11 protein-coding genes and 1 pseudogene are annotated in these 14,854 nt (G+C 69.8%); 7 read left to right on the forward strand and 5 right to left on the reverse strand.

What is annotated here, in order from left to right; translation table 11 throughout:
- Positions 1–12: 12 nt before the first annotated feature.
- A complete protein-coding gene (locus STRTUCAR8_RS27515) occupies positions 13–2,457 on the reverse strand; it encodes a penicillin acylase family protein (protein WP_006379360.1) in 2,445 nt (814 codons plus the stop codon).
- A 112-nt stretch (positions 2,458–2,569) separates the two neighbouring features.
- Here STRTUCAR8_RS27515 and STRTUCAR8_RS27520 point away from each other — a divergent pair, with 112 nt between their 5' ends.
- On the forward strand, positions 2,570–4,069 hold the full coding sequence (locus STRTUCAR8_RS27520) for an acyl-CoA synthetase (RefSeq protein WP_006379353.1): 1,500 nt from the start codon (positions 2,570–2,572) through the stop codon (positions 4,067–4,069).
- 3 nt (positions 4,070–4,072) lie between these two features.
- On the opposite strand, the gene STRTUCAR8_RS27525 is transcribed toward STRTUCAR8_RS27520, so the two are convergent.
- From STRTUCAR8_RS27525 to STRTUCAR8_RS27540, 4 genes are all read right to left on the reverse strand, one after another.
- A complete protein-coding gene (locus STRTUCAR8_RS27525; protein WP_006379355.1) occupies positions 4,073–4,642 on the reverse strand; it encodes a cysteine hydrolase family protein in 570 nt (189 codons plus the stop codon).
- 141 nt (positions 4,643–4,783) lie between these two features.
- The gene (paaK, locus tag STRTUCAR8_RS27530) at positions 4,784–6,079 is read right to left on the reverse strand and encodes a phenylacetate--CoA ligase PaaK (RefSeq protein ID WP_006379357.1); all 1,296 of its coding nucleotides are present in this window, start codon (positions 6,077–6,079) and stop codon (positions 4,784–4,786) included.
- A 203-nt stretch (positions 6,080–6,282) separates the two neighbouring features.
- Positions 6,283–8,298 carry a hypothetical protein gene (locus STRTUCAR8_RS27535; protein ID WP_006379349.1) on the reverse strand — a complete coding sequence of 672 codons (2,016 nt, stop codon included), beginning with the start codon at positions 8,296–8,298 and terminating at the stop codon, positions 6,283–6,285.
- Positions 8,299–8,475: 177 nt separating this feature from the next.
- The gene (locus STRTUCAR8_RS27540; protein WP_006379359.1) at positions 8,476–10,095 is read right to left on the reverse strand and encodes an acyl-CoA synthetase; all 1,620 of its coding nucleotides are present in this window, start codon (positions 10,093–10,095) and stop codon (positions 8,476–8,478) included.
- Positions 10,096–10,287: 192 nt separating this feature from the next.
- Between STRTUCAR8_RS27540 and STRTUCAR8_RS27545 the strand changes: the two genes are divergently transcribed.
- From STRTUCAR8_RS27545 to STRTUCAR8_RS27570, 6 genes and pseudogenes are all read left to right on the forward strand, one after another.
- Entirely contained in the window at positions 10,288–11,088 is an 801-nt protein-coding gene (locus STRTUCAR8_RS27545; RefSeq protein ID WP_006379348.1) for a crotonase/enoyl-CoA hydratase family protein, read from the forward strand.
- 21 nt (positions 11,089–11,109) lie between these two features.
- The gene (locus STRTUCAR8_RS27550; RefSeq protein WP_006379352.1) at positions 11,110–12,057 is read left to right on the forward strand and encodes a Zn-ribbon domain-containing OB-fold protein; all 948 of its coding nucleotides are present in this window, start codon (positions 11,110–11,112) and stop codon (positions 12,055–12,057) included.
- Complete coding sequence (locus STRTUCAR8_RS27555) at positions 12,054–13,112, forward strand: thiolase domain-containing protein (RefSeq protein WP_006379351.1); 1,059 nt, start codon at positions 12,054–12,056, stop codon at positions 13,110–13,112. The genes STRTUCAR8_RS27550 and STRTUCAR8_RS27555 overlap by 4 nt, the downstream gene beginning before the upstream one ends.
- Positions 13,102–14,268: a thiolase domain-containing protein gene (locus tag STRTUCAR8_RS27560; protein ID WP_044472985.1), complete on the forward strand. Its 1,167-nt coding sequence runs from the start codon at positions 13,102–13,104 to the stop codon at positions 14,266–14,268. The genes STRTUCAR8_RS27555 and STRTUCAR8_RS27560 overlap by 11 nt, the downstream gene beginning before the upstream one ends.
- 84 nt (positions 14,269–14,352) lie before the next feature.
- A complete protein-coding gene (locus tag STRTUCAR8_RS27565; RefSeq protein ID WP_006379354.1) occupies positions 14,353–14,595 on the forward strand; it encodes a DUF397 domain-containing protein in 243 nt (80 codons plus the stop codon).
- A gap of 35 nt (positions 14,596–14,630) precedes the next feature.
- A pseudogene (locus STRTUCAR8_RS27570) lies at positions 14,631–14,840 on the forward strand (aminoglycoside phosphotransferase family protein); the annotation flags it as partial.
- Between the last annotated feature and the right edge of the window lie 14 nt (positions 14,841–14,854).

Genomic DNA, 14,854 nt, shown 5'->3' on the forward strand with positions numbered 1-14,854 from the left:
ACCATCAGGACGTCAGCCGCGCACCCGGATCACCCGCAGCGCGGGCGACGACAGGATGTCCTTCTCGCAGAACCTCGCGCTGACCCACTTCTCGGCCGAGAACAGCCGCGTCTGGTCCGCGAAGTGCGACGAGTCCGGATTCGACGACTGGGAGTACGTCAGCAGCGTGCGGGCCACCGGGCAGCGGCTGCCGTCCCAGCCCACGGCCTGGATATGGCTGGAGCCGAACGCGTTGTCCCGGTAGCCGCCGTTCGCCGTGTCCCACACCGGCTCGATCTTGTTCCACACGCCCAGGGACTCGGTCCCGCCGCCGACCGGCAGGCGCTGACCCTTCCGTACGACGTACTGGTGGTCCCCGAGCCGGGCGTTGAGCGGGATGTCCGCCGCGCGCAGCTCCGTCACCGCGTCGGCGAGGGCCTTGGTGAAGCCCGGCGCGTCCGTGTTGAGCGTGTTGGGGGTACCGACCGGGTCCGCCGCCGAGAACGGCACCTTCCAGCGCTGCGCGGACGGCACGGCGCCGAGCAGCTTGCGCCAGAACCGGTCGAAGAGCAGCGCACCCTGGCTGTCACTGTTCATGGTGCGGTCCCAGGACGCCAGCACACCGCACGCCTGACTGACGTCAACCGCCGTACCGGCGCTGCCGGTTGCCGTTCCGCCCGGAAGTGCCGCGCAGGCGCGGGCAGCGTCACCGGCGGCCAGTGCGCCCGATGTCGAACGGTTCGCGAACTGCTGCCGCTGGAGATCCGCGACCGTCAGCCTGCCCTTGGCCGCCATCGCCGCCACATCGGCGACGGCACCACGGGTACGCGGTGAGGCGGCTGTGCGCACCGAGCCGAAGATCCGCTCGTAGCCGGTGATCGGCTGGTCCAGGTTGGTCAGCCACGCGCTGTCGTTGGAGTTCTCGACGTACGGCGTGTTCTTCAGCGTCGGCATCCGTGAGGGGCCGAAGATTCCGGGCGCCACGGCGTCCGGGTCGTCGCCGACGGCGCAGTCGGTGCGGGAGCCGTCGAGGACCGCGACGCCCGCCGCCGGATAGAGGACCTTGCCGAGAGGCGTCGAACATGCGGCGGCCAACTCGTCGGTGATCCGGGGGAGTACCTGCGACTGGGCGAACAGGGAGTGGCCCGTACGGTCGGCTGCGACGGTGTTCACCCAGGGGATGCCCTGGTGCCGGTCGAGGGAGTTGAGGACGTCGTCCGTACTGCGTGCCTTGCTGAAGCCGAGCGAGGTGTCGTAGAAGCGCAGGTTCGCGGCGTTCGGATCGTTGAGGGCGTAGGCCGTCGTCGTGGTCCAGGGCAGTGGGAGCCCCGCGTCGGGGGAGAGGACGACGGGGCCGTAGCGGGTCCACCACTGGGTGCGGGTCACCGGCGCGCCGTCCTTCACCGGGACGGTCACCGCCCGGCGTGTCATCCGCTCCGGCTTGCCGTCGACCAGATAGGTGGTCGGGTCGGCGGGGTCCAGCTTCAGCTGGTGCAGGCTGAGCGGCACACCGGTGGACACGGTGTGGCTCCACGCCACGTTCGCGTTGTAGCCGATGGAGATCGTCGGCGAGCCGAGCAACGACCCGCCCGCGACGTTCAGTTCACCGGGGATCGTCTGCTGGGACTGCCAGAACCGGCGTCCGCCCTGCCACGGGTAGTGCGGGTTGCCGAGCAGCAGGCCACGGCCGCCCGCCGTCGTGCTGCCGTTGAACGCCACGGCGTTGGAACCCATGTCGGAGATGTCGAACAGCTCGCGCGCGCCCTCGGCGGCGGCGGACGCGGTCGGCAGGGAGGAACCCGCGGCGGCCGTGGCGGAGGACGCGGAGGCCGGCGCGGCGGGCGGCTGCGCTCCGGTGATCGCGTCCGCGAGGCCGCCCTGTCCGCCGAGTACCGCGAGGGCGTACGCCCGGGTGGCCACGTCGACGCCGGTCACCGGCCTGACCCAGGCGGCGCCCGCACACGCCGGGTCCTTGACCCGGTTCTGCTTCAGCCAGGCGTTGTAGCCGGCGGCCCAACCGTTCATCAGGTCCTTGACGGCCCGGCTCGGGCCCTGCGGCGCGGGCCGCGCAAGGAGTTGCTCGACGGTCCCGGCATCCCGCACGCCCCGGAAGTACAGGTCGCTGGAGAGGTTGTCGGAGGCGTCGGAGAGTGAGAAGTCGGTCGTAGCGTCGGGTCCGAACCAGCGCGAGCGGTCGCCGCGCAGCGTCACGAAACCGTCAGCGAGCACACACACCTGGTCGGCGGCCTGAGCCCAGCCGCTGCCGAAGCCGAGGTTCGCGTAGTCCTTCGCGACGATGTGCGGGATGCCGTACTCGGTGTAGCGGATCACGGCGGAGAGCCCGCCGCCGGAGGGATGTCGCTGTGACGCCTGTGGTGCCTGTGACGGCCCGCTCTGCGCCGTGGCGGCCGGCAGTGCTGTCGTGGCGGTGAGTAATGCGGCGGCCGTGACGACCAGCCGTCTCAAACGGGTGCGCATCGTGCCTCCCAACGTCATTGAGGGAAGGGGCGGTTGAGCGTACCAACGGGTATGTTCCCTGACCCCCGTCGGTGCTTGACCTCGTTCGGTGACGGAACGAGGATCATGAGCTATGACGCAGCAATACGGGAGCACGGTTGACGGGGTGCTGCGACGGAGCGCCCAGCGGGTTCCGGCGCGGCTGGCGGTCGAGTACCGCGAGCGTGTCTGGACGTACGAGGAACTCGACGAGGCCGTCTCCCGCGCGGCGGGCGTACTGCGGGCCGAGGGGCTGGCGCCGGGTGACCGGGTCGGCGCCTACGGCCACAACTCGGACGCCTATCTGATCGCCTTCCTCGCCTGCGCCCGCGCCGGACTCGTGCACGTCCCGGTCAACCAGAACCTGACCGGCGACGACCTCACCTACATCGTGGAGCAGTCCGGCAGCACCCTGGTCCTGACCGACCCGGACCTCGCCGACCGGCTCCCCGACGGCGTACGGACCCTGCCGCTGCGGGACGCCGACGACTCCCTGCTGGCACGGCTGGCCGACACCGCGCCCTACGACGGTGCCGAGAGACGCACCGAGGACCTGGTGCAACTGCTGTACACGTCCGGGACCACCGCGCTGCCGAAGGGCGCGATGATGACCCACCGCTCCCTGGTGCACGAGTACCTGAGCGCGATCGCCGCCCTGGACCTGAGCCCCGGCGACCGGCCCGTGCACTCGCTGCCCCTCTACCACTCGGCGCAGATGCATGTGTTCCTGCTGCCGTATCTCGCGGTGGGCGCCCCGAACATCATTCTCGACGCCCCGGACGGCGACACGATCCTCGACCTCGTCGAGTCCGGCCGCGCGGACAGCCTGTTCGCGCCGCCGACCGTGTGGATCGGCCTCGCAGGACGCCCCGACTTCGCCACCCGCGACCTGAGCGGACTGCGCAAGGCGTACTACGGCGCTTCGATCATGCCGGTTCCCGTGCTGGAGCGGCTGCGCGAGCGACTCCCGAAGCTCGCCTTCTACAACTGCTTCGGGCAGAGCGAGATCGGGCCCCTCTCCATGGTGCTCGGGCCCTTCGAGCACAAGGGCCGACTGGACTCCTGCGGACGCCCGGTGCTGTTCGTGGACGCACGGGTGGTCGACGAGAACGGCGAGGACGTGCCCGACGGCACGCCCGGCGAAGTCGTCTACCGATCCCCGCAATTGTGCGAGGGCTACTGGGACAAGCCCGAGGAGACGAGCGCCGCCTTCCGGGACGGCTGGTTCCACTCCGGCGACCTGGTCGTCCGCGACGCCGACGGCTACTACACCGTCGTCGACCGGGTGAAGGACGTCATCAACTCCGGTGGCGTACTGATCGCCTCACGCCAGGTCGAGGACGCCCTGTACACCCATGAGGCGGTCGCCGAGGTGGCCGTCGTCGGCCTTCCCGACGAGCGCTGGATCGAGGCGGTCACGGCGGTCGTCGTCCCCCGGGGCGAGGTGACGGAGGCCGAACTCATCGCCCACGCCCGCGAGCAGCTCGCCCACTTCAAGGCACCGAAGCGGGTCGTGTTCGTGGACGAGCTGCCGCGCAACGCGAGCGGGAAGATCCTCAAGCGGGAGCTGAGGGACCGGTTCGCCGGTTCCTGACGGTCAGCCCTCGTCACCCGCGGCGGTGAAGGTCGCCTCCGCGGTGCTGACCGTCCCGGCGCTGCGGCCGGGGGCGGTCTGGTACTGCCAGTAGAGGTTGGTGTGGGCGATCACCTCGGCCGGCTTCGGAGCGCCGTACTTCGTGAGGTCCTGCGTGGTGTGGGCGTCGCCGACGAGCGTCACGTCGTAACCGCGCACCATCCCGCCGTGCAGGGTGGAGCGGACACACGCGTCGGTCTGGGCGCCCGTGACGACCAGCCGTCCGACCGCGTGCTCGGCGAGCACGTCCTCCAGATCGGTGGCCTCGAAGGAGTCGCCGTACTTCTTGTGTACGACGGGCTCGGTGTCGAGGCGGACCAGTTCCGGCACGTACTCCCAGTTCTCGCTGCCCGCTTTCAGCTCGTCGCTGGAGTGCTGCACCCACACCACGGGCGCGCCCGCCGCGCGGGCCCTGTCGACGAGGGTGTTGATGTTCGCAAGTACCTCGTCGCGGTTGTGGGCGCCGTCCACCACCTGGTTCTGGACGTCGATGATGAGCAGCGCGCTGTTCGGGCGGTCGGGCAGGGTCGTCATGGGAACCTCTTCGTCTCCTCGGCGCGAATCAGAACTCGTCACCCACCCTAGGACCGACCACTGACAACCGCCCCTGAACTGGCGGTTCTGCTGCCAGTTCTGCGAGGCAGTTCTCCTGTCAGCCCTCAATGCCGACCGGGCTCAGCGACTCCTGAGGTCCACCACCCGCCTGATCTTCCCCACCGACCGTTCCAGCGACTCCGGCTCGACGATCTCGACCGCGGCCGAGACCCCGATGCCGTCCTTCACCGCCGTCGCGATGGCCAGGGCCGCCGCGTCCCGGATCTCGGGGGTGGCACCGGGACGGGCCTCGGCCCGGACGGTGAGGAGGTCGAGGCGGGACTCGCGGGTCAGGCGGAGCTGGAAGTGGGGTGCGACGCCCGGCGTGCGCAGCACGATCTCCTCGATCTGGGTGGGGAAGAGGTTCACTCCGCGCACGATCAGCATGTCGTCGCTGCGCCCGGTGACCTTCTCCATCCGCCGGAAGACGCGGGCCGTACCGGGCAGCAGACGTGTCAGGTCCCGGGTGCGGTAGCGGATCACCGGCATCGCCTCCTTGGTGAGTGAGGTGAACACCAGTTCTCCCTTCGCTCCCTCCGGCAGCACCTCACCCGTGATCGGGTCGACGACCTCGGGGAAGAAGTGGTCCTCCCACACATGGAGCCCGTCCTTGGTCTCCACGCACTCCTGGGCGACCCCCGGTCCGATCACCTCCGACAGGCCGTATATGTCGACCGCGTCGATCGCGAACCGCTCCTCGATCTCCTCACGCATCCGCTCGGTCCACGGCTCGGCGCCGAAGATGCCGACCCGTAGGGAAGTACCCCGGGGATCGACGCCCTGCTTCTCGAACTCGTCGAGGATCGTCAGGAGGTAGGAAGGGGTCACCATGATGATGTCCGGCTTCAGATCCTGGATCAGCTGGACCTGGCGGGCCGTCATACCGCCGGACGCGGGGATCACCGTACAGCCGAGCCGTTCGGCGCCGTAGTGCGCGCCGAGACCGCCGGTGAACAGGCCGTATCCGTAGGCCACATGGACGGTGTCGCCCGGTCGTCCGCCTGCCGCGCGGATCGAACGGGCCACCAGGTCGGCCCACAGGGACAGGTCGTTCTCCGTGTAGCCGACGACCGTGGGGCGTCCGGTGGTGCCGCTCGACGCGTGGACACGGCGGACCTGGTCACGGGGGACGGCGAACATCCCGTAGGGGTAGGTGTCCCGCAGGTCCGACTTGGTGGTGAAGGGGAACAGGGCCAGGTCGGCGAGCGAACGGCAGTCGTCCGGGTGTACGCCCGCCTTGTCGAAGGAGTCGCGGTAGAAGGGCACCTGGTCGTAGGCGTAGCGCAGCGAGGCCCGCAGCCGCTCCAGCTGAAGTGTGCGCAGGGCTTCCAGGCCGAGGCGTTCGCCCGCGTCCAGCCACTCCGTCGCATCCGCCATCGGACGTCTCCCTCACATCGCGGTCGCCGGCACGGTTATGGGCGACCGATCATTCGGTCGAGGTGTTCTGGATCAGTAATCCAGGAGGGCGTGACGCGTGCAAGAGGTACTGCTTCGGAATTCGGTGAGTGTCGCCGCACGGCGGAACGCGGGCCGGGTCGGTCCCGGCAGCACGATCCCCCAGGACGAGGTGGCCCTGCTCACTACTGCTTCTTCGACCCGTACGCCGTCATGAAGCGGTCCCGGAACTTGTCCATGCTCCACTCCGGGGCGTCGGCCGCGGGCTTGAGTCCCTCCGTCCAGCCCCAGTCGGCGACGCGGTCCAGCACCTTCGGGTCGCGGGCGACGATCGTGACCGGCACGTCCCTGCTGGTGCTGCCCCCCGTCACCATGGGGACGGGCTGGTGGTCGCCGAGGAAGACGAGGACGGTGTTGTCGTCGCCGTAGCGCTGCATCCACTGGGTCAGGCTGTCCAGGGAGTACTGGATGGCCTTGCGGTACTCGGTCCGCACACTCTTCGCGCTCTTCCAGACCTCCGTGGGGTTGGTGCCCTCCTTCTTGATCTTGTTGAAGATCGTGCCGTCCCCGAGGTCGTCCCAGTCGATGGTGTGGGCGATGGGGGACCAGGGGTTGTGGCTGGAGGCCAGGATGATCTCCGCCATGATCGGGTCGCGGTTCTTCTTGCCGTGTTCCAGCTTCTGGAAGGACTCCAGGCTGAACTGGTCCGGTACCGGCGTCCAGCTGAAGTACGGGCCCTCGTAGCCGAGGTGCGTGGAGTCGTAGATGTGGTCGAGGCCGAAGTACTTGCCCTCTGGCCAGGCCTTCCGGACACCCGGGACGATGCCGACCGTGCGCCAGGCGCCGGTCTTCTGGAAGTAGCTGGTGAGCGTGGCGCGGTCGCTGGTGGTCACGGTCCGGTACCGCTGCTGGTTCTTGATCCACAGACCGGACAGGAACGTCGTGTGGGCGAGCCAGCTGCCGGCGCCCGTCACGGGTGACGTGAGCCAGCCGCTGCGCGCGGCGAAGCCGGCCGACTTGAGCCTGGCGTCGCCCTCCTTGAGCGTCGCGTCGATCTCCGGTGCCATCGCCGGATCGTCGATCGCCACCCGGCCGTAGCTCTCGACGAAGGTGAACAGCACGTCCTTGCCGCGCAGTCCGGTCAGCAGCTGGTCGGACGGCGTCTTGGCGAAGGCGTCGACGCGGAGTTGCTTGTCGAAGACCTCGGCGTCCCCGAGGCCGTCACGGACGTACTGCACCTTGTTGGAGAGGTACTGGGAGTAGCCCTTGGTCGCGATCGTCACGCCGCCTGTCTGCACGCCCATGGTGAAGCAGACGATCCACGCGGTACCGAGGACCAGCGTGCTGCGCACGGCGGCCGGGCGGTGCCGGGCCATCGCGTCGGCCAGCCGCACCACCGCGAGCGCGCTCACCACGAGAACGGCGATCAGCAGGACGATGACACCGATCACCGCGAGCACCTCACCCGAGTGACCGAGCGAGTCCTTCAGGAAGTCCGCCGCGTCGTTCAGCAGAACCCAGTCGAAGACCAGGTCGAACGGCCGGGCCAGGGTCTGGTAGAAGCCCATGTCGAGACACTTCAGGACGGTGGACAGCCCCAGGAACGCGCCCAGGACGATTGCCGTGATCCGCCGTGCCCTCGACGGCAGGACGAGCAGGACGGCCGCGAGGAAGATCGCCTCGACGGGCAGACGGAAGAACGACCCGGGGGTGATCCGGTCGAGGCGGTTGGGTATGAGGAGCGCGGCGAGCACCATCACCCCGGCCAGGACACTCGTACCCACCCGCACGGCGCGCGCGGCGCGGGGGAAGCGACGGCGCCAGCCGAACCAGCCGGGGCGGGCGGAAGCGGAAGTGTCGCTGCCCGGGCCGGGTTCGTCGGTGGACGTGGGGTCGGAGGCCGCCGCCTCGGCGGACCCGTCGCCGGCGGAAGCCGCGCGGGCGGCGACGGCCTCGTCGGGCGCCTTCCCGTCCTGTTCGCCGTCGGCCAGCTTCTCCACCGAGGAGCGTGCCCCCGGCTCGTCCGCCTTCGCGGTCGTGGTCGGCCCGGCTGGTTCCTTGTCCGTCGGTTCCGTGTCCGCCGGGGCGCCGGGCTCGGTGTCGTTCACCGCGGGAGCGGGCGAGGCCTCCTCGGCTGTGGTCCCGTCCGGCGCGTCCGCGTCCGGTTCAGGCAGTTGACGAGGGGGCGTGTGGTGCGACACCCGTGGGTCCTTCCGTGCGAATTCGCTGATGGCACGGCGGACCGGACTCGCAGGGCAGGGCCGCCGACCTCGCGTACGGCCCTGCGTCACCCTCCGTTCAAACACCCGGGTCAACCGCGCGCACAGAGTACGCCCGTCGTCCCCGTTCGGCCCACCGGCCGGTCGCGGGCCTCCCGCCTACCGGTCCGCTCCCACCGCCATCTCCTTGGCCCACCGGTAGTCCGCCTTGCCGCTGGGTGACCGCCGTATCGTCTCGGTGATCACCAGCTGCCGGGGGACCTTGTAGCCCGCCAGGTGGGTACGGCAGTGCTGCTGTACGTCCGCCAGGCTCGGCGGCGCCGCCCCCTCCCGCAACTGCACCACCGCGGCCACATGGTTGCCCCACCTCGCGTCCGGGACGCCGGCCACCAGTGCGTCGTACACGTCCGGATGGGACTTGAGCGCCTGCTCGACCTCCTCCGGATACACCTTCTCGCCCCCGGTGTTGATGCACTGCGAGCCCCGGCCCAGGACGGTGACGACGCCCTCCTCGTCGACCGTCGCCATGTCCCCGAGCAGCACCCACCGCTCGCCGTCCTTCTCGAAGAAGGTCTCCGCCGTCTTCCGCGGGTCGTTGTAGTAGCCGAGCGGTACGTGGCCGCACTGGGCGACCCGGCCCACCTCGCCCGGAGGCACGGGCTCGTAGGTGGCCGGATCCACCACCTGGGTCCGGAAGTTGACGCGGATGCGGAAGCCGCGCTCGGGGCCCGAGTCTGTGGTCGCCGTACCGTTGAAACCGGACTCCGACGACCCGAAGTTGTTGAGCAGCATGACGTTCGGCACCAGGGCCTGGAACTCGGCGCGGACCGTCTCCGACATGATCGCGCCGGAGGACGAGACGCTGAACAGGGCTGAGCAGTCGGTGCCCTTCATCGGCCCGTTGAGGGCGTCGATCAGTGGACGCAGCATCGCGTCGCCCACCAGGGACACGCTGGTGACCTTCTCCTTCTCTATCGTGCGCAGCACGTCCTCGGCCGTGAACTTACGGTGGATCACGACGCGTTGGCCGAAGTTGAAGCCGATGAACGCGGTCAGGGTCGAGGTGCCGTGCATCAGCGGGGGAGTGGGGAAGAAGGTGATTCCCTCGCCCCCGGCCGCGACTCGCTCGGCCAGCTCCTGCGGGGACTTGACCGGCTCGCCGGTGGGGGCGCCGCCTCCGAGCCCGGCGAAGAACAGGTCCTCCTGGCGCCACATCACGCCCTTGGGCATGCCGGTCGTGCCGCCGGTGTAGATGATGAACTGGTCGTCTCCCGAGCGGGCCGCGAAGCCCCGCTCGGGGGATCCGGCGGCCTCGGCATCGGCGAAGGACACCGCTTCCAACTCTGGTGCGCCCGGCGCTGGTTCGCCCACGCGGATCAGCTGTCGCAACGACGTGGCCCGCGGTTTTGCCGCCGCCACCCGCTCCGTGAACTCGGCGTCGAACACCAGGGCGGCGAGGTCGGCGTCCCGGTAGAGGTACACCAACTCCTCTTCGACATAACGGTAGTTGACGTTGACCGGCACGATCCGCGCCTTCAGGCACCCCAGCACGGTCTGGAGGTACTCGACCCCGTTGTAGAGATGGAGTCCCAGATGCTCGCCGGGGCGTATCCCGCTGTCGATCAGATGATGCGCGACCCGGTTGGCTGCGGCGTCCAACTCCGCGTAGCTCAGGCGGCGTTCCGCGCCCGTACCGGGATGGTCGAGGTACACGAGCGCCGCACGGTCCGGCACCACGTCCACGACCGACTCGAACAGGTCGGCAAGGTTGTACTCCACCGCTCCTCCTGACCCCGGGCATCCCTGGCGGTTGTCGGCTCGCCGTCATCAGAGCAAAGGGCGCGACAACTGTGAAGGGGCCGCGCCGAAGAAATCTGACTACCTGTCAGAAAACCCTTGAAGTGCTTCCTCCGCTCCTGCAACCTGTTCTCGTTCTTTCACCTGTTCTCGTTTTCAGAGGGGAGATGGGCGATGGGTGGGACCGAACACCTCACCGTGCGGCGCGAGAACGCGACGCTGGTCCTCACGCTCAACCGGCCGGAAGCCAAGAACGCGCTCTCGCTGCCGATGCTCGTCGGGCTGTACGACGGCTGGGTCGAGGCGGACGAGGACGACGACGTCCGCTCGATCGTGCTCACCGGCGCGGGAGGTGCCTTCTGCGCCGGAATGGACCTGAAGGCCCTGGCCGGGAGCGGTCTGGAGGGGGAGCAGTACCGCCACCGGCTCAAGGCCGACCCGGATCTGCACTGGAAGGCGATGCTGCGCCACCACCGCCCCCGCAAACCGGTGATCGCCGCAATCGAGGGGTACTGCGTCGCCGGCGGCACCGAGATCATCCAGGGCACCGACATCCGGATCGCGGGCGAGTCGGCGACCTTCGGACTCTTCGAGGTCAAACGGGGCCTCTTCCCGATCGGCGGCTCAACCGTCCGCCTCCAACGGCAGATCCCGCGCACCCACGCCCTGGAGATGCTGCTCACCGCACGCCCCTACAGCGCCCAGGAAGCCGCCGGGATCGGTCTGATCGGACACGTCGTCCCCGACGGAACCGCCCTGGACAAGGCCCTGGAGATCGCCGAGCGCATCAACGCCTGCGGCCCGCTCGCCGTGGAGGCCGTCAAGGCCTCCGTCTACGAGACCGCCGAAATGACGGAGACCGAAGGTCTGGCCGCCGAACTCAAGCGCGGCTGGCCGGTCTTCGACACCGCCGACGCCAAGGAAGGCACCCGTGCCTTCGCCGAGAAGCGCCCACCCGTCTACCGGCGGGCCTGACCCGCGAAGGAGCACCCCGGGATGACCACCGAAGTCCTCAAAGCGCCCCTGATCGTCGAATTCCCCTTCACCCGCTCCCTGGGCCCCGTCCAGAGCGCCTTCCTGACCGGCCTGCGCGAACAGGTCGTCCTCGGCGTCCGCGCCACCGACGGCCGCGTCCTCGTCCCGCCCGTCGAGTACGACCCGGTGACCGCCGACGAGATACGCGACCTCGTGCAGATCGCCCCCACCGGCACCGTCACCACCTGGGCCTGGAACCCCGCCCCGCGCCGCGACCAGCCCCTGGACACGCCCTTCGCCTGGGTCCTGGTCCGGCTCGACGGCGCCGACACGGCCCTGCTGCACGCCCTCGACGCGCCCGGACCCGACGCCGTCCACACCGGAATGCGTGTCCGCGTCCGCTGGGCGGCCCAACGATCCGGCGCCATCACGGACATCGCCTGCTTCGAGCCGTACAACAGCGACGCTGAAGCCCGGCCGACAGACCACGACGGGCAGTTCGACGACATGGTCACCGGCATCGTCGCCCAGGCCCGCCTCGACTACACCTACTCGCCCGGCCGCGCCCAGACCGCCTACATCAACGCCCTCGCCGGACAGCGGATCGTCGGCGAACGCTGCCCCTCCTGCCGGAAGGTGTACGTCCCGCCCCGGGGTGCGTGTCCCACCTGCGGTGTCGGCACCGCCGAGCAGGTCGAGGTGGGCCCCGGCGGCACGGTCACCACGTACTGCATCGTCAACATCAAGGCCCGCAACCTCGACATCGAAGTGCCCTACGTCTACGCGCACATCGCCCTCGACGGCGCCGACCTCGCCCTGCACGGCCGGATCGGCGGCATCCCCTACGACCAGGTCCGGATGGGGCTGCGCGTCGAACCGGTGTGGACGGAAGGGGGCCGCTACCCCGACCACTACCGGCCCACCGGCGAACCCGACGCGGACTACGAGACGTACAAGGAGTCACTGTGACACGCGAGATCGCCGTCGTCGCCTTCGCACAGACCGATCACCGGCGCACCAGCGAGGAGCTCTCCGAGGTCGAGATGCTCATGCCGGTGCTGCACGAGGTGCTCGACCGGACCGGCCTGAAGACCAGCGACATCGGCTTCACCTGCTCCGGTTCCTCCGACTACCTCGCCGGCCGCGCCTTCTCCTTCACCCTGGCGCTCGACGGGGTGGGCGCCTGGCCGCCCATCTCCGAGTCGCACGTGGAGATGGACGGGGCATGGGCGCTGTACGAGGCCTGGACCAAGCTGCTCACCGGCGACACCGACACGGCGCTCGTGTACTCCTACGGCAAGTCCTCGCCGGGCGTGGTGCGTGACGTACTGACCCGGCAGCTCGACCCGTACTACGTGGCCCCCCTGTGGCCGGACTCGGTGTCCCTTGCCGCGCTCCAGGCGCAGGCGCTCATCGACGAGGGCTACACCGACGAGCCCGCGCTCGCCGCCGTCGCCGCCCGGAGCCGGGCGGACGCACAGGCCAACTCCCATGCCCAGCTGCGGGGTTCGGTACCGCAGGGGGAGTACGTCGTGCATCCGCTGCGTACCGGTGACTGTCCGCCGATCGGCGACGGGGCCGCCGCCGTGATCCTCGCGGCCGGTGAACGCGCCAGAGAACTGTGCGAGCGGCCCGCCTGGATCAGGGGAATCGACCACCGCATCGAGGCACACTCGCTCGGCGTCCGCGAGCTGACCGACTCACCGTCGACACGGCTCGCCGCCGAGAAGGCCGGCGCCTTCGAACGGCCCGTGGACACCGCCGAGTTGCACGCACCGTTCACCTCGCAGGAGGTGGTGCTGAGGAAAGCGCTCCGACTCGGCGACGACGTCCGCGTGAACCCCTCCGGCGGTGCACTCGCCGCCAACCCGATCATGGCCGCCGGGCTGATCCGCATCGGCGAGGCCGCCGCTCGTATCCACCGGGGCGAGTCCGACCGGGCCCTCGCCCACGCCACCTCCGGGCCCTGCCTCCAGCAGAACCTGGTCGCCGTACTCGAAGGGGAGCCCCGTCATGTCCAGTGAGCCAGTGGCGGTCGTCGGGATCGGCCAGACCAGGCATGTCGCCGCCCGCCGGGACGTGTCCATGGCCGGCCTCGTGCGGGAAGCGGCCCAACGCGCCCTGGCCGACGCCGAGTTGACGTGGGCCGACATCGACGCCGTGGTCATCGGCAAGGCGCCCGACTTCTTCGAGGGCGTCATGATGCCCGAGCTGTATCTCGCCGACGCGCTCGGCGCGGCCGGCAAACCGATGCTGCGCGTCCACACGGCGGGCTCCGTCGGCGGGTCCACCGCCCTCGTCGCCACAAACCTCGTCCGCTCCCGCGTCCACTCCACCGTCCTCACCCTGGCCTACGAGAAACAGTCCGAGTCGAACGCCATGTGGGGACTGTCCCTGCCGATCCCCTTCCAGCAGCCGCTGCTCGCCGGGGCCGGCGGCTTCTTCGCCCCGCACGTCCGCGCGTACATGCGCCGCAGCGGCGCCCCCGACACGGTCGGCTCGCTGGTCGCGTACAAGGACCGCCGCAACGCGCTGAAGAACCCCTACGCGCATCTGCACGAGCACGACATCACGCTGGAGAAGGTCCAGGCCTCGCCGATGCTGTGGGACCCGATCCGCTACTCCGAGACCTGTCCCTCCTCGGACGGTGCCGTCGCGATGATCCTCACCGACCGTGCCGGCGCCGCCCGTGCACCGCGCAGGCCCGCCTGGCTGCACGGTGGCGCGATGCGCAGCGAACCCACCCTCTTCGCGGGCAAGGACGCCGTGTCGCCCAAGGCGGGCCAGGACTGCGCGGCCGACGTGTACCGGCAGGCCGGGATCGCCGACCCGCGCCGGGACATCGACGCCGTCGAGATGTACGTCCCGTTCTCCTGGTACGAACCCATGTGGCTGGAGAACCTCGGCTTCGCCGCCGAGGGCGAGGGCTGGAAGCTCACCGAGGCCGGGGTCACCGAGCTCGACGGGGATCTGCCGGTCAACATGTCGGGCGGAGTCCTGTCGACCAATCCGATCGGTGCCTCGGGCATGATCCGCTTCGCGGAAGCAGCCCTTCAGGTGCGCGGGCTGGCCGGGGAACACCAGGTGGACGGGGCCCGCAGGGTCCTCGGGCACGCCTACGGCGGTGGCTCCCAGTTCTTTTCCATGTGGCTCGTCGGCAGCGAACCACCCACCTCCTGAAGCGTCCCCCTCACGTGGCCTGTCGGCGGCAGGAGCCGATGGCTAGGCTGGCCGCGGACGACGGTAACCGGGAGGAGCACGGACGTGGCCGAGAGCACGATCCAGGAGCACCCGCTCGCGGGCTGGGACAAGCCGGAGCTGGACCTCAGCAACGCCGACTGGCAGTCGGGCAGCAGTGGGCGAGGGGATGTCCAGATCGCCTTTGTCGAGGGGTTCATCGCGATGCGCAACAGTGGCCGCCCGCACAGCCCTTCCCTCATCTTCACGCCCGCGGAATGGGGCGCGTTCGTGTCGGGGGCCCGGGAAGGGGAGTTCGACCTGACCTGAGACCCGGACCGACCTCGGGTAATGCCACGGCAGGGGCGAACCTGATGCTGGTACTGACGCGCGAGATCCGTACGTACGAACTGGCCGTGCAGCGTTCGATGCACGAGTCGACCCCGGCGGCACCGGGACCGGCCCACCCGGGTGCTGCGCCGTCCGGCGAGGAACAGCGGCTGCTGCTGAGGCGGCTGCACGACGACTGCCAACTGGCCCGACGGGCCGTGCGCGCGGCGGTCGGCACTCGCTGACGGGGGACGTGGGC

Source organism: Streptomyces turgidiscabies Car8 (genome assembly GCF_000331005.1).
GTDB classification, from domain to species: Bacteria; Actinomycetota; Actinomycetes; order Streptomycetales; family Streptomycetaceae; genus Streptomyces; species Streptomyces turgidiscabies.